Genomic DNA, 21,240 nt, shown 5'->3' with positions numbered 1-21,240 from the left:
GCTTACGCGTTGATCGCGTCGATGCGCAATTCGGTATAGTTCTGGCGGTGGCCGCCATGCTTCTGGTAGTGCTTCCGGCGACGCATCTTGAAGATGGTCACTTTTGCGTGACGACCTTGCGACACGACGGTAGCCTTGACGGAAGCCCCACTGACCAGCGGCGTACCGAACTTAATCGATTCGCCTTCGCCCACTGCGAGAACCTGGTCGAGCGTGATTTCAGCGTCAATGTCTGCCGGTATCTGTTCTACTTTAAGTTTTTCGCCGACGGCAACTTTATACTGCTTGCCACCGGTTTTTATGACCGCGTACATTGAGAACCTCACTCTGTGTTCATTTTTCCCACGCACCGCGCGCGGAAACCCGTGATTATACATAGAGTTAGCTGCTCGGTCAAAACTCATTGAGAGGTGCCGCGCGCAGCGCCCGGCGCCTTGCCACACAGCCCCGGCGCGCGGTTCTGCCGCCGCCCGGAACGCGCCGCGCCGCAGCCTGCGACCCGGAACTGTCGCGATTCGCCTTATAATTCGCGGCACTACCCAAATCAGCCATCATGTCGTCGACTGCCACCCCCTCCTCCAACGCCGCCAGCCTGCTTGCTCCGATCGCCGAAGACATGCAGCAGGTCAATCGCGTCATACGGCACCGTCTCGCGTCCGACGTGATGCTGATCAACCAGATTTCCGAGTACATCATCAGCGCCGGCGGCAAACGGCTGCGGCCCGCGCTGCTGCTGCTGGTGGCCGGCGCGCTGGGCGAAACCACGGGGCACCGGCATGAACTGGCCGCGGTCGTCGAATTCATCCATACGGCCACGCTGCTGCACGACGACGTGGTCGACGAATCCGATCTGCGGCGCGGCCGGCAGACCGCCAACGCGCTGTTCGGCAACGCCGCGAGCGTGCTGGTGGGCGATTTCCTGTACTCGCGCTCGTTTCAGATGATGGTCGGCGTGGGCAAGATGCGCGTGATGGAGATTTTGTCGGAGGCGACCAACATCATCTCCGAAGGCGAAGTGCTGCAACTCCTCAACATGCACGACGCCGACGTGGACGAAGCCCGCTACATGCGGGTGATCCGCTACAAGACCGCCAAGCTGTTCGAGGCCGCGGCCCAGCTGGGCGCGGTGCTGGCCGGCTCGGACGCGAAAACCGAAGCCGCCGCGGCGGAGTTCGGCCGGCGCATCGGCACTGCGTTCCAGATCATGGACGACTGGCTCGACTACACGGGCACGGCCGAATCCATGGGCAAGAACGCCGGCGACGATCTTCGCGAAGGCAAACCCACGCTCCCGCTGATCTATCTGATTGAACGCGGCACGCCTGAGCAGGCGACGCTCGCGCGGGAAGCAATCGAACAAGGCGGCACAGACCGTTTCGACACCATTTTCGAGGCGATCACGCGGTCCGGCGCGCTGGATCACACGCTCGAATGTGCGAAACAGGAAGCACAGGCCGCTGCAGCCGCAATTTCTTCATTTCCCGATTCCATTTTTAAAGAGAGCCTGCTAGAATTATGTTCTTACTCGACGGCAAGACAGTCTTGAACGGGACTGAAACGCCGGCTTAGTCTGAATCGAGTCTGCAGTACAAATCGGGGTGTAGCTTAGCCTGGTAGAGCGCTACGTTCGGGACGTAGAGGCCGGAGGTTCGAATCCTCTCACCCCGACCAAATTTGCCTTGTTAGTGCAAGGCTCGAAAAAACCGCCCAGCTTGCTCGGCGGTTTTTTGTTTTTGGGTCACGTACGGCGTGTTCGACGAATGTAGTTCCCCATACGCGCCCTGCGCCGCTGCTCCCACTCAGCCTGTCTTTTGCCGCCAGGCCGAACGGCGCGCGCAAGCCCCTCTGCTATATTCTCTTCATCCTTTCCCCTATCCTTCACGACGCGTGGAACAACTTCCCTTATGGGCGCAGATTGGCGCCGTCTTTCTGCTGCTTGTCTGCTCGAGCTTTTTTTCGATTTCCGAAACGGCGATGATGGCGATCAACCGCCATCGCCTGAAACATCTTGCCAACCAGAACGCGCTCGGCGCGAAGACCACGCAGGGTCTGCTGGCGCATACCGATCAACTGCTGAGCGTCGTGCTGATCGGCAACAACCTGTTCAACACGATCATTCCGGTGCTCACCACCTCGATCGCGCTGCACACGTTCGGACGTAACAACCTGGTGCTGTCGATCGCGACCGGTATCGTCGCGTTTCTGATCATCGTATTCGCGGAAATCACGCCGAAGATCGTTGGCGCGACGTTCCCGGAAAAGATCGCGCTGCCCGCCAGCCTGCTGATCGCGCCCATGATGCGCGTCGCCAAACCGCTCGTCTGGTTCGTCAATCTGTTCGCGAACGGCATCTTGCGCGTGCTGCACATCAATACGAAAGGCGCGCACGATCAGCGCCTCTCGACCGAAGAACTGCGCACCATCGTGCTCGAGTCCGGCAGCTTCATGCCGACCAAACACCGCAGCATTCTGCTGAACCTGTTCGACCTCGAAAACATTTCCGTCGACGACGTGATGATCCCGCGCCGCCGCATCGAGGCGCTCGACTTCGACGCGCCGTTCGAACAGATCCTGCATCAACTCGAAACCTGCTATCACAACAAGCTGATCGTCTATCAAGGCGACATCGACCGGGTGCTCGGCGTGCTCCACGTACGCAAGACACTGGCCGCGCTGCACAACCAGGAACTCGAACGCGAGACGCTGCGCGAGTTGCTGGCCGAGCCGTATTTCGTGCCGAGCGGCACGCCCGTGTTCCAGCAACTGCAATTCTTCCAGGAGAGCCGTCACCGCACGGCGCTGGTCGTCAACGAATACGGCGAGTTGCAGGGGCTTGTCACGCCGGAAGACATCATCGAGGAACTGATCGGCGAATTCACTACGTCGATTCCGCGTGGCGCCAATTCGCGCGGCGGCTGGAACGAAAACGGCGAATGCATCGTGGCCGGCAGCATGCCGCTGCGCGAACTGAACCGCTGGCTGCATCTCACGCTCCCCACCGATGGGCCGAAAACGCTTAACGGCCTGATCCTCGAAATTCTCGAAGACATTCCCGACGGCGACGTGTGCGTGCAGATCGGCGAAGTCAAACTCGAAGTGATGCGCAGCGACGACCAGGCAATTCGCACCGTCAAGCTGTTCCGACCGCCGACGCGCGCGAAAGCCAACAAGGTATTGCGCGGCTAGGCTAGTCGACGCAACTGCGCGACGCGGCCGAACACCACAGTCAGGCACGACACGCAGCAGCATCGCACACAGGCGCAGCGCGCGCCATTAGCCGAATGGCTGAATAGCGGCGCCCGCCGCCGTACCGGAAGATGAAGCCGTCGTGTTCTACAGGCGGCTCATCACCGGTCCCTCATGCAAGCTTCTTTTCAACCCGCGGCAGCGTCGCCGCGTCCCATCGCAAACGCCCACGAAAGCGCAGTCAAAGCGAAGCCGAAGGCATTCGCCCGCGACGTCACCGCAGCAAGTCTCACCGATCCCGACAACGCTCCCGCCGTGCGTCTGCTGACCGATACATTGCAGGAAGCGACCCGCCGCAACGCGTCGGACCTTCACATCGAGCCGGCGGAACACGGCTGGCGTGTGCGCTTGCGAATCGACGGCGTACTGCACGAAATCCCACAGCCGCCCGCGCATCTGCGGGACGCATTCATCACTCGCGTGAAGGTGCTCGCTCGCATGGATATCGCCGAGCGTCGCGTGCCGCAAGACGGTCGGCTACGCATTTCCAGTTCGCCCGGACGAGTCGAGGACTACCGCGTCAACTCGCTGCCTACGTTATTCGGCGAAAAGCTCGTGCTGCGCAGACTCGACGCGCTGCCCGCCGATCTCTCACTCGACTCCCTCGGCCTCGATCCGCATCAACGCGAAACCGTGGATGCCGCGATTCGCGCGCCGCACGGCCTCGTGCTCGTCACCGGCCCCACCGGGAGCGGCAAGACGCTATCGCTGTACTGTTTCCTGAATCTCCTCAACGGCGAGGCGCGCAATCTCTGTTCGGTGGAAGACCCCGCGGAGATCCAGTTGGCGGGCATCAATCAGGTCAGCGTGCGCGAGAAAGCCGGACTCACCTTCGCGGTCGCGTTGCGCGCATTTCTTCGTCAGGACCCCGACGTGATCATGGTCGGCGAAATCCGTGACGAAGAAACCGCCGACGTCGCCGCGAAAGCCGCGCAAACCGGTCACCTCGTCCTGTCGACCCTGCATACGAACGACGCGCCGGCAGCCGTCGCGCGCCTGATCGATATTGGCGTCGAGCCGTATAACCTCGCGGCCGCGTTGCGGATGGTGACCGCACAACGGCTGGTGCGGCGGCTGTGCGTCGCGTGCCGCGTGCCGGCGCCGCAGTCGGTCGCGGCGCTTCGAGCGGCGGGTTTCAACGAGCATCAACTCGACGGTTGGCAGCCTTACGCCGCGGCCGGATGCGCAGCGTGTCATGGCATCGGTTACCGGGGCCGCGTCGGCGTTCATCAGGTAATGCCCGTGTCCGACGCGATGCGCGAGCTGATCGTCGCGAGCGCCGGCACACATGAACTCGCGCGGCTCGCGCAAACGGAGCAGGTGGGCACCTTGCGCGACGCGGCTTTGGGTCGCGTGCGCGACGGCACCACCAGTCTCGCCGAAGCACTCGCCGCCACCGAGGTCGCATGAACACGGCCACGACCCAACGACCTCTGGCCTCCGACATGCGTTTCAAATGGCGGGGCGTCGATGCCGACGGTGTGCGAAAAAACGGCGCGCTCATCGCACCGGATGCGGCCATCGCACGCTCACAGCTCAAGCGCGACAATCTGTTCATCATCGAACTCACAGCGCACGGACCGGCACCGCGTCCGACCGCACGCGCCGCGGACATCACGTTATTCACCCGGCAACTCGCCAGCCTGCTGCGAGCCGGCCTGCCGCTCGCGCCCGCGCTGGACCTGCTCGCGCAAGCGCAGGCTTCACGCCGCCAGGGTATGCCGCGGATCGTTGGCGCTCTCGCGCGCGACATCACCGGCGGCCTGCGTTTTTCCGCGGCATTGCAGCGGCATCCCGCGCAATTCAACGCACTTTACTGCCAGCTTGTCGAAGTCGGCGAGGCGGCCGGCGCACTCTCGGCCGTCCTCGCCCGCATCGCCGATGACCGCGAACGCGCCGCCGCGCAGCGCGCCAAAGTGCGCGCGGCACTGACCTATCCCGTCGCGATCCTCGTGCTGGCGATGGCGATCACCGCGGCATTGCTCGTGTGGGTCGTGCCGACCTTCAAACAGATCTTCGACGGCTTCGGCGCCAGACTGCCCGCACCGACTCAATTCGTGCTGGCGTTGTCGTCCGGTGTGGCGCGATGGAGCATACCGGCATTCGCCATGATCTTCGCAGCGGGTTCGGCAGCGACGTTTCTACTGCGACGTTCCGAAGCCGCGCGTATCCGCTTTGCGCGCATATCGCTGACAATACCGGTCGCCGGTCCGCTGCTGCGCACGTTGTGTGCGGCACGCTGGAATCGTGCGCTCGGCACCTTGTTATCAGCCGGCACGCCGCTCGCTGACGCGTTCGATTCGCTGACTCACGCCACCGGTAATGCCTTCTTCGACCGCGCCACCGCGGAAATCGCCGCGCGGCTGCGGCGAGGCGAGCGGCTCGCCGCCGCGATGCGCGCGGCACATTGCTTTCCGCCCGAGGTCGTGCAGCCGATCGCGGTTGCCGAGGAGTCCGGAGCACTCGACACCATGCTGATCGACGTGGCATCGCTCGCTGATCGTCAGGTAGACGAAAAGATCGGCACGCTGTCGAGCCTGTGCGAGCCGCTCGTCATCATCGTGCTTGGCGCGCTGGTCGGCGGCCTCGTGATCGCGATGTATCTTCCCATTATTCAACTCGGCAACGTGGTGTAGGATCGCAGCCGAATCCATCCTTAATCTATGCGGGCTACTCTTCCACTCGTGCCAGACACTTCTTCCAGCCTGCTGTCGGGCTTGCTGCCCGGCCATCTCGCGACCGGTTTCGGCCAGGCGTTCGGCAGCTTGCCCGCCGCCCTGCAGATGACGTTCGCCATTGTGTTCGGCCTCGTGATCGGCAGCTTCCTGAACGTGGTCGTGCATCGGCTGCCGATCATGCTCGAACGCGCATGGCGCGCGGAGGTGAGCGAGACCACCGACGAACCGCTGGAAGAAGACGGCCTGCCGGCGCGCTACAACCTGTGGGTGCCGCGCAGCGCGTGTCCTCACTGCGGCCATACGTTGAGCGCATGGGAAAATCTCCCGGTGCTGAGCTACGTGCTACTGCGCGGCCGCTGCTCCGCATGCAAGGCGCCTGTGAGCCTGCGCTATCCGCTGCTCGAAATCGCCAGCGCGGCGTTCGCGGCCGGTTCGCTCGCCTTGTTCGGCCCGACTCTCACGGCGCTCGCCGCCTTCGGCCTATGCGCCGCGCTGCTCGCCATGAGCGCGATCGACATCGACACGCATCTGTTGCCTGACTCGATGACGCTGCCGCTGCTGTGGGCGGGCATCATCGTCAACTTCAACGGCATGTTCACGAACCTGCACGACGCGGTGCTCGGCGCGATCTTCGGCTATCTGGTGCTGTGGGTCGTGCATTGGGTATTTCTCCTCGTACGCGGCGTCGAAGGCATGGGTTATGGTGATTTCAAACTGCTGGCGGCGCTCGGCGCGTGGCTCGGCTGGGCGGCGCTGCCGCAGATCGTGCTGATCGCGGCGGTGGCCGGCGCGGTCGTCGGCCTGCTGGCAACATGGCGTGGCCGTATGCGCTTCGAAGAGCCGCTGCCCTTCGGGCCGTTTCTCGCGGCAGGCGGTGCATTGACGCTGTTTCTCGGCACACCGCTTTATCTGGCTCTGGGAGGCTGAAGCATGTTTGCTGTGGGATTGACCGGCGGCATCGGCAGCGGCAAATCGACTGTCGCCGACCTGTTTGCGGCGCACGGCGTGCCGCTCGTCGACACCGACCTGATCGCGCACCGCATCACCGCGCCGCACGGCATCGCCATGCCGCAGATCGCTACGGAGTTCGGCGAGGCGTTCGTCGCCCCTGACGGCTCACTCGACCGCGCGCGCATGCGCTCGCTCGTATTCAGCGAGGACAGCGCGCGCAAACGCCTCGAAGGCATCACGCATCCGTTGATTCGCGCGGAAACCGAACGCGAGCAACGCGAGGCTCAGGGGCCTTACGTAATCGTGGTGGTGCCGCTGCTAGTTGAATCCGGCAAGTGGAAGACCCGTGTGAATCGCGTACTGACGGTGGACTGCAGCGTTGAAACGCAGATCTCGCGCGTGATGAGCCGCAACGATTTCAGCCGCGAACAGGTGCAGGCGATCATCGCCCGTCAGGCCACGCGCGAAGCGCGCCTCGCCGCGGCCGACGACGTGATCGACAACGACAACGCGCCGCTCGACGCGCTAAAAGCCCAAGTCGACGCGCAGCATCGCGTGTATCTGGCGCTCGCCGGCGCATGACGCCGACGTGACACTTCGGGAAATCCCGGTTGAACTTCGCGGCGATGCGCATGCCAAAAGTGCGTTGAAAACCGCCCGAAACACGTGAAAAAAGTTGCGAATGCGTGCTGAAAAAGTGCGTGATTGCTAGGGTAGTCTCACGGCATTAGAATGTTCTGCATTCCCGTCACCGACCACGCCCGAGGCGAGCCCGCTTGATCCTTTACGAGTATCCCTTCAACGAGCGAATCCGGACGCTATTGCGCCTCGAAGATCTGTTCGAGCGCTTCACGTTCTTTCTGACTCAGGAAGACGCCAGGGAACATCACGTCGCACTGACAACGTTGTTCGAAATCTCAGAGGTTGCGGGCCGCGCGGATCTGAAGTCGGATCTGATGAAAGAACTCGAGCGTCAACGGCAAACGCTGGCGCCGTTTCGCGGCAATCCGGGAATCGAACAGAATGCGCTCGAGGCCGTACTCGGCGAGATCGAGCAAACTCTCGCGGGCCTTTCGCAGATGCAGGGCAAGACCGGCCAGCATCTTGCAGACAACGAGTGGCTCGCCAGCATCCGCAGCCGCGCGATCATTCCAGGCGGCACCTGCAAGTTCGATTTGCCGTCCTACTATGCCTGGCAGCAGATTCATCCCGATCAGCGCCGTCAGGACATCGCCAAATGGGTGACGCCGCTGCTGCCGCTGCGTGATGCGGCCATCATCGTTCTGCGGCTCGCGCGCGAATCCGGCCAGGCATCGAAGGTCATGGCCATGCAGGGCAGCTATCAGCAAATGCTGTCCGGCCGGTCGTATCAATTGATGCAAGTACGGGTGGCACCGGAATTGCGCGTGATCCCCGAAGCCAGTGCGAACAAGTACATGCTGTGGGTGCGGTTCACGGTGCAGGACGGCGATCTGCGTCCGCGTGCGGTCGATGTCGACGTCCCGTTCCAGCTCACGCTTTGCAGCCTGTAAATCACGCTCGCAAGCTGTCACGTTCGCCTGTAAATCCGAACCGAAGGGGCACGCCTTTAAAGTGGCGAGAAATGCCCCTATATTCGTTACTTATTCCGTTTGCGATTGACTGCCTGACCGTATGCCTACTGTCGTCAAATGCCCCACTTGCGGAAAGGACGTCCGCTGGACACCTGAAAACCGCTTCCGCCCCTTCTGCTCCGATCGCTGCAAGCAGACCGACCTCGGCGCCTGGGCCGCTGAGAAGTACAAGATCGGCGGGAGCGAGCAGGAAGCGTCGTCGGACGAGACGCCCGGCGGGGACTACACGCCGCATTGAGCGCGGCCCGTTGTCCGGGTCACGCGGACCGGCGCTGCTCGCGCAGCGCCTGCTACCGCGCGCCCTAATCCTTTGCTATCAGGCCTTCTCGGCTGCGAGCCATTCCAGCACGGGAATGGTCGCCGGCAACAGCGGCTCGACGTCCGCAGGCAACGTCTGCCAGACAAAAGCCTGGCCTTCGCGGCCGTGCGGCTCGCCGGACCACTGAGTCACCTTGCAGAAAAAGAGCCGCACGTAGGCGTGCGGGTAGTCGTGTTCGAGCGTATGCCAGAGATGGCTCGCCTCGACGTCGATACCCAGTTCCTCGTGCAACTCACGGGCGAGCGCGGCTTCGACCGACTCGCCCGCTTCCAGCTTGCCGCCCGGAAACTCCCAATACCCCTCGTACGGCTTGCCTGCCGGGCGCTGCGCCAGCAGATAGCGGCCATCGGGCTGAACCAGCACGCCGACGGCAACTTCCGTCACCTTGCGACCGGCGGCATTCTTCTGGGCGTCGTTCATGCCGCGGCTCACGCTGAGGTTTTGCGGCCGGACCAGTCGCGCGCGAACTGCCACGCAACACGTCCCGAACGCGAGCCGCGCTCCAACGCCCACACCAGCGCATCGCCGCGCGCCGCTTCGACTTCGGCGTCGTCGCAGCCGAAATGCCGCAGCCAGTGGCCGATGATCGACAGGTAGTCATCCTGCTTGAACGGATAGAAGCTGACCCACAGCCCGAAACGCTCGGACAGCGAGATCTTTTCTTCGACCAGCTCGCCGGGATGAATCTCGCCATCGGACGTGTGCTTGTACGTCTCGTTGTCGCTCATGTATTCGGGCAACAGATGGCGGCGGTTCGACGTCGCGTAGATCAGCACGTTGTCCGATTGCGCGGCGATCGAGCCGTCGAGCGCGACCTTCAGCGCCTTGTAGCCCGATTCGCCGTCTTCGAACGACAGGTCGTCGCAGAACACCACGAAGCGCTCCGGCCGCTGCGCGATCAGGTCGACGATATCGCCCAGGTCATGCAGATCGTCCTTATCCACTTCGATCAGACGCAGGCCGTCTTTTGCGTACGCGTTCAGGCATGCCTTGATCAGCGACGACTTGCCGGTGCCGCGCGCGCCCGTCAGCAGCACGTTGTTGGCCGGCTGCTTGTGCACGAATTGACGCGTGTTCTGCTCAATCAGACCTTTCTGGCGTTCGATGTTTTGCAGATCGTCGAGCGTGATCGTCGAGATGGCCGGCACCGGCTGCAGATAGCCGCGCCCCTGGCGCTTGCGCCAGCGGAAGGCGACCGCCGCCGACCAGTCGATATTTGGCGTGGCGGGCGGAAGCATCGCTTCGAGGCGGACGAGCACGGCTTCGGCCCGGGTCAGAAACTGTTCGAGTTTGTCCATGGCTGGTGAGTAAGCGGCCCGCAGGCCGCTTTAAAACCCCTATGAGAAACCTGGTTACGAACGATAGTCGGCGTTGATGCTCACGTAGTCGTGCGACAGATCGCAAGTCCAGATCGTGGCTTGCGCATCGCCGCGGCCGAGTACGACGCGAATGCCGATCTCGCTCTTTTTCATGACGCGCTGGCCGTCTTCTTCACGGTAGGCCGGATTGCGGCCGCCGGCAGTCGCAACCAGCACGTCGTCCAGATACAGATCGATCTTGCCGACGTCGAGATCGTCCACGCCGGCATAGCCGATGGCCGCCAGAATGCGGCCGAGATTCGGGTCCGATGCATAGAAGGCCGTCTTCACGAGCGGCGAGTGGCCGATCGCATAGGCGATCTGGCGGCATTCGCCGACGCTAGAGCCGCCTTCCACCTGCACGGTCATGAATTTGGTCGCGCCTTCACCGTCGCGCACGATCAACTGCGCGAGGGTCTGCGCGACTTCGGTCACCGCGTCGCGCAGCGCTGCATAAGCGGGCGAGTCGGTGGACGTGATCGCCGGCAGGCTCGATTTGCCCGACGCGATCAGGATGAATGAATCGTTGGTCGACGTATCGCCATCGATCGTGATGCAGTTGAACGAGCGGTCCGCCACGTGCTTGACCAGCGCGTCGAGCACCGGCTGGGCGACGGCGGCATCGAACGCGAGGAAGCCGAGCATGGTCGCCATGTTCGGCTTGATCATGCCCGCACCCTTGCTGATACCGGTCAGCGTGACCGTATGGCCGTCGATTGCGACCTGACGCGACGTGGCCTTGGGCAGCGTGTCCGTGGTCATGATCGCCTGCGCGGCGTCGTACCAGTTCGCTTCCTTGCGGTTCGCCAGCGCGGCCGGCAAACCCGCATTCAGGCGATCGACCGGTAGCGGTTCGAGAATCACGCCCGTCGAAAACGGCAGCACCTGCTCCGGCGTGATATCCGCCAGACGCGCGAGTTCGGCACAGGTTTCACGCGCCGCCACGAGGCCCGGCTCGCCCGTGCCCGCGTTCGCGTTGCCGGTGTTGATCACCAGCGCGCGAATCGGCTTGCCGCCGGCGCGCACACGCTCCAGATTCTCACGGCACACCGTGACGGGCGCCGCGCAAAAACGGTTCTGCGTGAACACGCCGCCCACCGTGGCGCCTTCGCCCACGGAAATGACGAGCACGTCCTTGCGGTTCGGCTTGCGGATATTCGCCTCCGCCCAGCCGAGCGAAACGCCGGCGACGGGGTGGAGTTGAGCGGGATCGATCGAGGGGAAATTGACAGCCATGGTCGCGACCTGTCGAAGAAAATGCCGGCAGGCGCCGGCATCGAGGGAAACGGAAACTGATGGCCCGGGCGTGCTGCCGGATCACCGCGAAATCAAGGCAAAGTACCGCGTAAAACGACGCGGCGCGCCTCGCAGCGCGCCGCCTTCGGCATTACACGATCTTGCCGTGGCACTGCTTGTACTTCTTGCCGCTGCCGCACGGGCACGGGTCGTTACGGCCGACCTTCGGCACATTGTCGGCGCTCATGTTCGCTGCAGCCGTATGCGACGAGCCGTGGCTCATTGCATCGCCGATCATGGCGGCGGTGGCCGCTTCCGCGGCAACAGGCGCCGCGGCTGCGGCTTCGGCGAATTCGGCGTGGCGGAACTCGACGTTTTCGAGGTGGCCACCCTGCTCTTCGAGCTGTTCGGCGGCCTGTTCCAGCTGTTCCGGCGACTGGATCTGCACGTTCATCACCACGCGGGTGACTTCGAGCTTCACAGCGTCGAGCATGGCGGCGAACAGTTCGAACGCCTCGCGCTTGTATTCCTGCTTCGGATTCTTCTGCGCATAGCCGCGCAGATGGATGCCCTGGCGCAGGTGATCGAGCGCGGCCAGATGTTCACGCCAGCTACGATCCAGCGTTTGCAGCATGATCGAGCGTTCGAACGCGCTGAACGATTCGCGGCCGACCAGTTCGACCTTCGCCTCGTAGGCTTCGTCCGCGGCGGCTTCGACCGCTTCGAGGATCTCGTCCGCGCTGATCGAGTTCGACTCGTTGATCATTTCCTGGATCGCGAGGTCGAGCTGCCATTCGTTGCGCAGCACTTCTTCCAACTCAGGCACGTCCCACTGCTCTTCAATGCTGCCAGCCGGCACGAACTGGTGAACGATGTCGGCAATCACGCTCTGGCGCATCGCGCCGATGGTTTCCGTGATGTCGTTCGCTTCGAGCAATTCATTGCGCTGCTGGTAGATCACCTTGCGCTGATCGTTCGACACATCGTCGTATTCGAGCAATTGCTTGCGAACGTCGAAGTTGCGCGCTTCCACCTTGCGCTGCGCCGATTCGATCGAGCGCGAGACGATGCCCGCCTCGATCGCTTCGCCTTCCGGCATCTTCAGGCGGTCCATGATTGCGCGCACGCGATCGCCGGCGAAAATGCGCAGCAGCGGATCTTCCAGCGACAAATAGAAGCGCGACGAACCCGGGTCGCCCTGACGACCGGCACGGCCGCGCAACTGGTTGTCGATCCGGCGCGATTCGTGGCGCTCGGTGCCGATGATGTGCAGACCACCCGCGGCCTTCACCTGATCGTGCAGCGCTTGCCATTCGTCGTGCAGCTTCTGGATGCGGCGCTGCTTGTCGTCGTCGGCGAGCGTTTCGTCCAAATCGATGAACGACGCCTGCTTTTCCGCGTTGCCGCCGAGCACGATGTCGGTACCGCGACCGGCCATGTTGGTGGCGATCGTGATGCGCTTCGGACGGCCGGCTTCTGCGACGATCTCGGCTTCACGCGCGTGCTGCTTGGCGTTCAGCACTTCGTGCGGCAAACCGGTTTGCTTCAGCAGATGCGACAGCAACTCGGAGTTTTCGATCGACGTCGTGCCGACCAGCACCGGCTGACCGCGCTCGTAGCAATCGCGGATGTCGCGGATCACCGCGTCGTAGCGTTCCTTGGCGGTCTTGTAGATCTGATCTTGCTTGTCGATCCGCTTGGGCGGACGGTTGGTCGGGATCACGACCGTTTCGAGACCGTAGATCTCGTTGAATTCGTACGCTTCCGTATCCGCCGTGCCGGTCATGCCGGACAGCTTCGCGTACATGCGGAAGTAGTTCTGGAACGTGATCGACGCGAGCGTCTGATTCTCGCTCTGGATCTTGACGTGTTCCTTCGCCTCGACGGCCTGGTGCAGGCCGTCCGACCAGCGGCGCCCCGCCATCAGGCGGCCGGTGAATTCGTCGACGATCACCACTTCGCCGTTCTGCACCACGTAATGCTGGTCCTTGAAGAACAGCGTGTGCGCGCGCAGCGCGGCGTACACGTGGTGCATGAGCGTGATGTTCTGCGGCGCGTACAGGCTTTCGCCCTCGCCGATCAGGCCCCACTCGGCGAGCAGGCGCTCGGCCTTTTCGTGGCCCGATTCCGTCAGGAACACCTGGCGGCCTTTCTCGTCCAGCGTGTAGTCGCCCGGCTTTTCGACGCCGGTGCCGTCCGCTTTCTCTTCGCCGATCTGGCGCTCGAGCAGCGGCGGCAGCGCATTCATGCGCACGTAGAGTTCGGTATGGTCTTCGGCCTGGCCGGAGATGATCAGCGGCGTACGGGCTTCGTCGATCAGGATCGAGTCGACCTCGTCGACCACCGCGAAATTCAAGGCTCGCTGCACGCGTGCGTCGGTCTCGTAGACCATGTTGTCGCGCAGGTAGTCGAAGCCGAATTCGTTGTTGGTGCCATACGTGATGTCAGCCGCGTAGGCTTCCTGCTTCGCGCCGTGATCCATCTGCGACAGGTTGATGCCGACCGACAGACCGAGGAAGTTGTACAGCCGCGCCATCCATTCGGCGTCGCGCTGGGCGAGGTAGTCGTTGACCGTGACCACGTGCACGCCGCGCCCCGACAGCGCGTTCAGGTACACCGGCAGCGTGGCAACGAGCGTCTTGCCCTCACCAGTGCGCATTTCGCCGATCTTGCCGTAGTGCAGAACCATGCCGCCGATCAGCTGCACGTCGAAGTGGCGCATTTTCAGCACCCGCTTGCTGGCCTCGCGGCATACCGCGAAGGCTTCCGGCAGGAGCTTGTCGAGCGACTCGCCGCTCGCGACGCGCTGGCGGAATTCACCCGTTTTGGCGCGCAGTTGATCGTCCGTCAATTGCTCGATCTGCGGCTCGAGCGCATTGATCGCCGTGACGGTCTTTTGATATTGCTTGACTAACCGCTGGTTGCGGCTGCCAAAAATCTTCTGTAGAAAACCGGTGGTCATCGGATCGGTGTCTGCGTCGCGGCTTCGGCTGGGTCGCGGCGTGCAGTTCGTGCACGTGCGCTCCGGGGTCGGAAGGGCCTCGGCGGCTTAGTCCAAGAGTGAATTGTCGGGTAGCCCGACCTTCTTACGAAGATCGGGCCCCCCGAGAACCGTACGTGCGAGTTTCCCCGCATACGGCTCAAATCTACAAACAAAGTTCTGTCTACGACAGAACCGGCTTAGTTACTACAAGTTTACCAACGTGTACCTGCTGGTGACAGTGCGGGTGAAGCAAGACCCGGTTGGACAACTTGTCTGACCCGCCATGCATCCGATATTCCAGATGATGATCGTGCCAGCCTGTTTCGTCCGTCAAGGCACAGCCGCAGTGCGCACACAGCCCGCTCTGCGACATGTACAGCTTTGCCCACTGTTTCCGGTAGCGCATCGAATCCCACAGACGCGTCTGCCGCAGTTGCTCGCCATATTGCTCCCACTTCGGATCAAAGGGATTGAATTCTCCTTGGATCTTCTTGTGTCTCCTGATCGCCGTACCGCTGAGTTGGTACAACTCCATCAGGCCCCAACTGCCATCGTCTCGAACCGTCCGGACCGCAAACACCCACTGTCGAGCGTCGATTGAGTGGAAGTACTTCTGTCGCACCCAACTGCTGCTCTTTCGCGGATGTCGCCGCTTGGACCACCACCAGAGCCTCCGGAACACCAGATGCTCCATGCGGGTGTACGCCTTTTTGGCCGTAACCGGATGGTGATACTGCGCCCATCCGCGCAACATTGGATTTAGCAGTCGGATCATCTCCTCCTGCTTCACCGTCTTGTTGCTGCTAATCGTTTCCGCCACCTTGCTGTAGAACGCTTTCGCGTTCTTCTTGCTCGGCTTGATGAGCATCTTTCCCGAGTACTTCCGGAAATTCCACCCAAGGAAATCGAAGCCGTCGTCAATGTGAGTGATCCGCGTCTTCTCCTCCGATAACTGCAGTCCCCGAACCGCAAGGAATGCTTCTACCCAAGGTCGGACCTCGCACTCCAGTAACTCACGTGAGTCGCCGGTGATTACAAAGTCGTCCGCGTACCGCACCACATTCACTTTGAGCCTTCGAGCTTTCATGATCCCTAGTTTTGCACCGAGGTGCACTTCCAGTTCTCGCTCCAGCCCATTCAGCGTTACGTTTGCCAACGTCGGGGAGATGATGCCTCCCTGCGGCGTACCGGCCTCAGTCGCCTGTAGCTGCCCCTTATAAATCAGGCCAGCCTTCAACCATTTCCGGAGGATTACTCTGTCCATCAGGACATTGTTTTCCAACCAGTCATGACTGATGTGGTCAAAGCATCCCTTGATATCCGCTTCGAGGACCCATTTGGCAGAAGCCTCTTGGGACATACAGACGCGGATTTGGGCCATCGCATCAGCTGTCGAACGATTTAGCCTGAACCCGTAGGAATTCAGGTCACTCGTCGACTCCGATACTGGCTCCAAAGCCAGCAGATGCAGAGCTTGCATCGCCCTGTCCCGCATGGTCGGAATGCCCAGAGGGCGTTCCTTCCCATTGGCTTTGGGGATAAAGACTCTCCGTAATGGCAGAGGCTTGTATCCGCGCCGCTTCAACCTGCCGATGGCTTCCCACCGGCTGTCAGGCGAATCCCATAGCTCGCGATCGACTCCAGCCGTTCGCGCACCCTGGTTTTGCGTAACACGTCGTACCGCATACAGCTTCGCAGACAACGTGCGGGTCAGCATCCGTTGCAGGGCTTTCACCCTTCGCCAATCGCTTTCCCGCGTCGCCTTCGCAATTCGAATCTGCATCCCCCTCACGTTCCGCTCAACCCGCTGCCAATCTATGGCGTACCAGTTGTCCGGCGCGTGGGAAAGCGCAGATCCGGTCTTTCGACCAGATACTTTCATGCTGCTCTCCTACCTGGAAAGTCCCCAGACAGAAGGCGCATCTCCCCCAGCGGGGCAGATACACCCCGCTGGGGAACAACAAAACTCAATGCAGGCGCATGCACCTGCATCTGACCAAGTTACAGAGGGTAGTCAGCCGTCTTGCGACGGTAGACCAGACGGAAGTCTGCCCGCTTTCGCGTGGGGTGATGTTCCAACCCCTATCCGAACCATTACACCCCGGCTTTCGCTTTTTCCGTCCTCCCATACCTGCACAATCAACAGCGTCCCTTGCGGTTCGCCTGCCAGCCTGACTGCGCTGGCAACCATACAGGCTTACCACGTTCCCGGCATGTCACACGACTGACTTAGGTTCTGCCTATTCCCCGGCGGTATCACGAACGACGTAACCCGAGATTCGAGCGGGCTATCCAACCGCATACCTTTTGGTCAGTGCCTATCAGCAGCTTTGGCACACAATGCTAACGAGGTTTATCAGCAGTTCACTTCCGTTAACCCTATCAGCCAGCCTAGCGCCTTACCCCCTTGCTGCTAGGAGTATCCAGACCGCCTCCTCGCGGAACCAATCTGCCCGAAACGTCCGGGGGCTACATTGTCAGAAGAGCTTCACACCCCACCGTTGCCAGTGACGCATGTCTCCCTAGGCTACTGCTGGTCGTACAGCAGGTTCACTACCCTCGTCTTCCAACAAACGAGGTCGAACAATGACACACCGAGCTTTCGCTCGTATCGTTTAGCGAAACCCTTGCCTAAAGGCTCGGGAATTGCAAACATCACCCCGCCCTGTCGGCGGAGGTGAAGCCGCTGACTGGGCGGGACCTAACGGTAATCAGGCCCATGCAACAAGGTTCCCGGCTGATTGCTCCGGTTTCCAATTTCACTACAAGGATGCTTCCCATAGGGTTGCATCTGCTTCCTAAAGTGCGGCCCACAAGGGGGCCGCCTGCGGAGGGCATGGTGAGTTACCTCAATAACCCTCTAGTCGATGCTCCGTAACGTGGAGCAGCCGGACACGAGCATGCGTGTCGCACCGAATCGCGCATTTTAGCACGCGCCCCCGCCCACGCTGATGTCGGCAGCGAGACGGCTGCGGGGCATCCGAAGCCCGCCGCAGCGAGCTCTGACAGTCCGCATTGAGGCAGGTCCGCGTGCATCCCGCGCGGTACAATCGCGGCGTGAACGCGCATAGGGTGCGGACACGCCGTTACCATCGAACATGAGCCGTATTCCTTCCTTTTCAAGGCCGCCGCCCCAGCAGTTCAAGGCGCGCCGCCCGCAGCCGGTCGCCGAGGTGCTCAACCGCACGGACGCGTTCGCGGCCCTGCGCGCGGGCGTCGAGCAGATTGCGGCGTTGGAGAAGGATCTGCGGGCGCTGCTGCCGGACTATCTGGCGACGAGCGTCGAGCCCAGCTTTATCAAGGAAGGCGTGTTGGCCCTGTTCGCCGGCCACAACGCGCTGGCGGCACGGCTGCGGCATCTGGAACCGCGGCTGCTGTCGGATCTACAACAGCGCGGCTGGCCGGTCAATGCGCTGCGGATTCGCGTGCGGCCGCAGGCTGTCAAGGAACCGCCGCCGGTCAAACAGGCGCGCATGACGCCGGCCGGCGCCGACGCGCTCCACGCGCTGAGCGAATCGTTGGCGCCGTCGCCCTTACAGGAAGCGCTGGCGAAAATGGCGGCCCGGCATCGGAGAAATCGCTAGGCAAAAGAAAAGCGGCCCGACTGGGCCGCTTACTTTTCGTACGATTACTTCGGAAAATTCGCCCGAAGGCGTCAGGCAAAAGCCGTCTGGGTCTCGTAGGCGAAACCGCGCGGTGCCTTCTGCGTGTCGTCGAAGGTGACGATTTCGTACGAATCTTCGTGCGCCAGCAGTTCACGCAGCAGCGCGTTGTTCAGGCCGTGGCCCGACTTGTACGCGTTGTACGACGCCAGCAACGGGTGGCCGATCACATACAGGTCGCCGATCGCGTCGAGCATCTTGTGCTTCACGAACTCGTCGTCGTAGCGCAGGCCGTCGTTATTCAGGATGCGGTACTCGTCGAGCACGATCGCGTTGTCCATGCTGCCGCCACGCGCCAGACCCAGTTCACGCATCATTTCCACTTCATGCGCAAAACCGAAGGTGCGGGCACGCGCGATTTCACGCACGTACGACGTGTTGGCAAAATCCACTTCCAGCGCCTGACCGGTTTTATCCACGGCCGGGTGACGGAAATCGATCGTAAATTTGAGCTTGAAACCGAAATACGGGTCGAGACGCGCGAATTTATCGCCGTCACGAATTTCGACCGGCTTGGTGACCTTGATGAATTTCTTCGCCGCGTTCTGCTCTTCGATACCTGCCGATTGAATCAGAAACACGAACGAACCCGCGCTGCCGTCCATGATCGGGATTTCTTCGGCGGTGACGTCGACGTACAGGTTGTCGATGCCGAGACCGGCGCAGGCGGACATCAGATGCTCGATGGTCGAGACGCGCGCGCCGTCCTTCTGCAACACGGAAGCCAGACGCGTATCGCCAATCGCCATCGCCGACGCAGGAATGTCCACCGGCGTGGCCAGATCCACGCGCGAAAACACGATGCCCGTGTCCGGCCCGGCCGGACGGAGGGTCAGTTCGACTTTGCGGCCGGAGTGCAGGCCAATGCCGACTGTCTTGACGATTTGCTTGATAGTGCGCTGCTTCAACATGGTGATCTTCTATTCGATTGAAAATCCCAATCGGGACTTTTTATTCCATAGCACGAATTATACTCCAATACCCTAAGGAGCGTCTTTTCGCGGAACGTATCAATCTGTTTCGCTGCATTACCCCTGGGCGCCCGTCAGGAAAGCGTGACGGGCCGATGCCCCGGAACGGAGGCGTTTCCGGTCATCGGCCCGCGTAACGGCCTGTCACAAAAGCGTCTTATCGACCGTTGCCCCGGCACAACGCGCCAACCGCGCGTGCCTGTGGCGAAGGCCACGACGCCCACGTGCCTAGCTCAACGTAGCGAGAATACTCCCTGCATCGCTGACTTCGAATTTGCCGGCAGCCTCGACGTTCAACGTCTTGACCACGCCGTCGTCGACCACCATCGCGTAGCGCTGGGAACGGATTCCCATGCCGCGCGCCGACAAATCCTGCTCGAGACCGAGCGCTCGCGTGAAAGCCGCACTGCCGTCCGCCATCATGCGCACCTTGCCCGAGGCGTGCTGATCGCGTCCCCACGCGCCCATTACGAACGCGTCGTTGACGGACACGCACCAGATCTCGTCGATGCCAAGAGCGCGCAACTGCTCGGCGTGTTCGACATAACCCGGTACATGTTTGGCCGAACAGGTGGGCGTGAACGCGCCCGGCAATCCGAAGATCACCACACGCTTGCCCGCCGTCTGTTCGCGCACGTCGAAGCTGTTAGGCCCGATCGTGCAGCCCGCCCGCTCGTCTTCGATCAACTCGAAGAGCGTTGCGTCGGGCAGCTTGTCACCTGCTTGAATCATGCTCAAGTCCTTTGCATCGATGCGAAGCACGCTCGCACGTCGTCGTGTCGCAGTGAAAAATCCGGCGTGAGCCTCACACTATGCTCCGCCGCCCGGCGACAGTCGCCCACTCCGCTTCGCGAATCCGAAGAGGGCAGTCGTCCTTGCCGCGGATCTGACGATACGCGACTTGTTTGCCGTTCACCCGCCACGCTCGTGCATTCGTCCGCCAGCGCTGCACTGCTGTCCAACTCGCAGCGCCGCAACGAAAAGCCTGCTCGTGCGCTCAGTCCGCCTGCTTGCGCAGGAATGCCGGAATGTCGTACGTGTCGACGCCCTTTTCCTGCAGCGCCTGCACATGCGAAGCGGCCGTATCGCGCGACGTGCGCCACACTGCCGGCGTGTCCAGCGCGCCGTAGTCGGCGGTGCTGGCGTGCGACGACTGCGGTGTGTAGGCAGCGTGTGCATTGATCGGCTGGTTGTCGGTGCCGGTGCGCAGCAGCGTCATCGGTGCCGATTGCTGCTTCTTCGCCGCACGGCCCAGGCCCGTTGCCACGACCGTCACGCGCAGCGCGTCGCCCATCGCATCGTCGTACACCGCGCCGAAAATCACGGTCGCGTCTTCCGCAGCATAGCTCTTGATGGTGTTCATCACTTCGCGCGTTTCCGACAGACGCAGCGAACGGCTCGACGTGATGTTGACCAGCACGCCACGCGCACCCGACAGATCCACGCCTTCCAGCAGCGGGCTGGCGACAGCCTGCTCAGCAGCGAGGCGTGCGCGATCGACGCCGGCAACCGTCGCCGTGCCCATCATCGCCTTGCCTTGCTCGCCCATCACCGTCTTCACGTCTTCGAAGTCGACGTTCACCAGACCGTCGACGTTGATGATTTCCGCGATGCCGGCAACTGCGTTGTTCAGAACGTCGTCTGCGCACTGGAAGCACTTGTCCATCTCGGCGTCATCGCCCATCACCTCGAACAGCTTGTCGTTCAGGACGACGATCAGCGAGTCGACGTGATCCTCCAGTTGCTGCGAACCGGCTTCCGCGACGCGCATGCGCTTGCCGCCTTCGAATTCGAACGGCTTGCTGACGACGCCAACGGTCAAGATACCCATTTCCTTGGCGATCTGCGCGACCACGGGTGCTGCGCCCGTACCCGTGCCGCCGCCCATGCCGGCCGTGATGAAGACCATATGCGCGCCGCGCAGTGCGTCGGCGATGCGCTCACGGGCTTCTTCCGCTGCGGCGCGGCCCATTTCCGGCTTGGCGCCCGCGCCCAGACCCGTGTTGCCGAGCTGGATCACCGCGGTGGCGCGCGAACGCGACAAAGCCTGCGCGTCCGTGTTCATCACGATGAAGTCGACGCCTTGCACGCCTTTGTTGATCATGTGCTGGACAGCATTGCCGCCAGCGCCACCTACTCCGACCACCTTGATGATGGTGCCGTTCGTTTCGGTTTCCAGCATTTGGAAATCCATGATGCCTCCGTCAAGATAAAAAATTTACA

Annotated in this window: 18 protein-coding genes and 1 tRNA gene; 10 read left to right on the top strand and 9 right to left on the bottom strand. The window is 62.1% G+C overall.

Translation table 11 applies throughout. The features are described 5' to 3' along the window. Positions 1-2: 2 nt before the first annotated feature. Complete coding sequence (gene rplU, locus B0G74_RS00215) at positions 3-314, bottom strand: 50S ribosomal protein L21 (protein ID WP_007180329.1); 312 nt, start codon at positions 312-314, stop codon at positions 3-5. Between the two features lie 239 nt (positions 315-553). Between rplU and B0G74_RS00205 the strand changes: the two genes are divergently transcribed. The 9 genes from B0G74_RS00205 (at position 554) to B0G74_RS00165 (ending at position 8,726) form a co-directional block, all read left to right on the top strand. Continuing rightward, on the top strand, positions 554-1,546 hold the full coding sequence (locus tag B0G74_RS00205) for a polyprenyl synthetase family protein (RefSeq protein WP_132372958.1): 993 nt from the start codon (positions 554-556) through the stop codon (positions 1,544-1,546). A gap of 48 nt (positions 1,547-1,594) precedes the next feature. Then, positions 1,595-1,671: transfer RNA gene (locus B0G74_RS00200), tRNA-Pro, on the top strand. A 216-nt stretch (positions 1,672-1,887) separates the two neighbouring features. Next, a complete protein-coding gene (locus tag B0G74_RS00195; RefSeq protein WP_207915606.1) occupies positions 1,888-3,186 on the top strand; it encodes an HlyC/CorC family transporter in 1,299 nt (432 codons plus the stop codon). 174 nt (positions 3,187-3,360) lie between these two features. Beyond that, positions 3,361-4,656 (top strand): ATPase, T2SS/T4P/T4SS family, encoded by a 1,296-nt coding sequence (locus B0G74_RS00190; protein WP_132372956.1) that lies wholly within the window; start codon positions 3,361-3,363, stop codon positions 4,654-4,656. Further along, complete coding sequence (locus tag B0G74_RS00185) at positions 4,653-5,882, top strand: type II secretion system F family protein (protein WP_132372954.1); 1,230 nt, start codon at positions 4,653-4,655, stop codon at positions 5,880-5,882. Before B0G74_RS00190 ends, B0G74_RS00185 begins: the two co-directional genes overlap by 4 nt. Before the next feature lie 27 nt (positions 5,883-5,909). Next, on the top strand, positions 5,910-6,851 hold the full coding sequence (locus B0G74_RS00180) for an A24 family peptidase (RefSeq protein WP_132372952.1): 942 nt from the start codon (positions 5,910-5,912) through the stop codon (positions 6,849-6,851). A 3-nt stretch (positions 6,852-6,854) separates the two neighbouring features. Further along, on the top strand, positions 6,855-7,457 hold the full coding sequence (gene coaE / locus B0G74_RS00175; protein WP_132372950.1) for a dephospho-CoA kinase: 603 nt from the start codon (positions 6,855-6,857) through the stop codon (positions 7,455-7,457). A gap of 194 nt (positions 7,458-7,651) precedes the next feature. Beyond that, on the top strand, positions 7,652-8,407 hold the full coding sequence (gene zapD / locus B0G74_RS00170; protein WP_106285174.1) for a cell division protein ZapD: 756 nt from the start codon (positions 7,652-7,654) through the stop codon (positions 8,405-8,407). A 121-nt stretch (positions 8,408-8,528) separates the two neighbouring features. Further along, positions 8,529-8,726, top strand: a complete 198-nt coding sequence (locus B0G74_RS00165) for a DNA gyrase inhibitor YacG (RefSeq protein WP_132372948.1) — start codon at positions 8,529-8,531, stop codon at positions 8,724-8,726. Positions 8,727-8,804: 78 nt separating this feature from the next. Here the strand turns inward: B0G74_RS00165 and B0G74_RS00160 are convergent, their stop codons facing one another. The 5 genes from B0G74_RS00160 to ltrA form a co-directional block, all read right to left on the bottom strand. Next, positions 8,805-9,227, bottom strand: a complete 423-nt coding sequence (locus B0G74_RS00160) for an NUDIX domain-containing protein (RefSeq protein ID WP_132372946.1) — start codon at positions 9,225-9,227, stop codon at positions 8,805-8,807. 8 nt (positions 9,228-9,235) lie between these two features. Beyond that, positions 9,236-10,105, bottom strand: coding sequence for an ATP-binding protein (locus B0G74_RS00155; protein WP_132372944.1), 870 nt, complete (start codon positions 10,103-10,105; stop codon positions 9,236-9,238). A 54-nt stretch (positions 10,106-10,159) separates the two neighbouring features. Next, positions 10,160-11,401, bottom strand: coding sequence for a bifunctional glutamate N-acetyltransferase/amino-acid acetyltransferase ArgJ (argJ, locus tag B0G74_RS00150; RefSeq protein WP_132372942.1), 1,242 nt, complete (start codon positions 11,399-11,401; stop codon positions 10,160-10,162). A 151-nt stretch (positions 11,402-11,552) separates the two neighbouring features. After that, positions 11,553-14,363: a preprotein translocase subunit SecA gene (gene secA, locus B0G74_RS00145; protein WP_132372940.1), complete on the bottom strand. Its 2,811-nt coding sequence runs from the start codon at positions 14,361-14,363 to the stop codon at positions 11,553-11,555. A gap of 202 nt (positions 14,364-14,565) precedes the next feature. Further along, complete coding sequence (gene ltrA, locus B0G74_RS00140; RefSeq protein WP_132372938.1) at positions 14,566-16,266, bottom strand: group II intron reverse transcriptase/maturase; 1,701 nt, start codon at positions 16,264-16,266, stop codon at positions 14,566-14,568. A gap of 1,216 nt (positions 16,267-17,482) precedes the next feature. Here ltrA and B0G74_RS00130 point away from each other — a divergent pair. Further along, on the top strand, positions 17,483-17,968 hold the full coding sequence (locus tag B0G74_RS00130; RefSeq protein ID WP_132372936.1) for a DciA family protein: 486 nt from the start codon (positions 17,483-17,485) through the stop codon (positions 17,966-17,968). Between the two features lie 71 nt (positions 17,969-18,039). Here B0G74_RS00130 and lpxC read toward each other — a convergent pair whose 3' ends face one another. The 3 genes from lpxC to ftsZ form a co-directional block, all read right to left on the bottom strand. After that, positions 18,040-18,957: a UDP-3-O-acyl-N-acetylglucosamine deacetylase gene (lpxC, locus tag B0G74_RS00125; RefSeq protein WP_132372934.1), complete on the bottom strand. Its 918-nt coding sequence runs from the start codon at positions 18,955-18,957 to the stop codon at positions 18,040-18,042. A 288-nt stretch (positions 18,958-19,245) separates the two neighbouring features. After that, complete coding sequence (locus B0G74_RS00120; protein WP_012434415.1) at positions 19,246-19,749, bottom strand: peroxiredoxin; 504 nt, start codon at positions 19,747-19,749, stop codon at positions 19,246-19,248. Positions 19,750-20,014: 265 nt separating this feature from the next. After that, positions 20,015-21,211, bottom strand: coding sequence for a cell division protein FtsZ (gene ftsZ / locus B0G74_RS00115; protein ID WP_132372932.1), 1,197 nt, complete (start codon positions 21,209-21,211; stop codon positions 20,015-20,017). Positions 21,212-21,240: the final 29 nt, after the last annotated feature.

Source organism: Paraburkholderia sp. BL9I2N2 (genome assembly GCF_004339745.1).
GTDB lineage: Bacteria > Pseudomonadota > Gammaproteobacteria > Burkholderiales > Burkholderiaceae > Paraburkholderia.
Note: the sequence above shows the minus strand (reverse complement) of the source record. Positions and strands in the feature narration are given on the sequence as shown.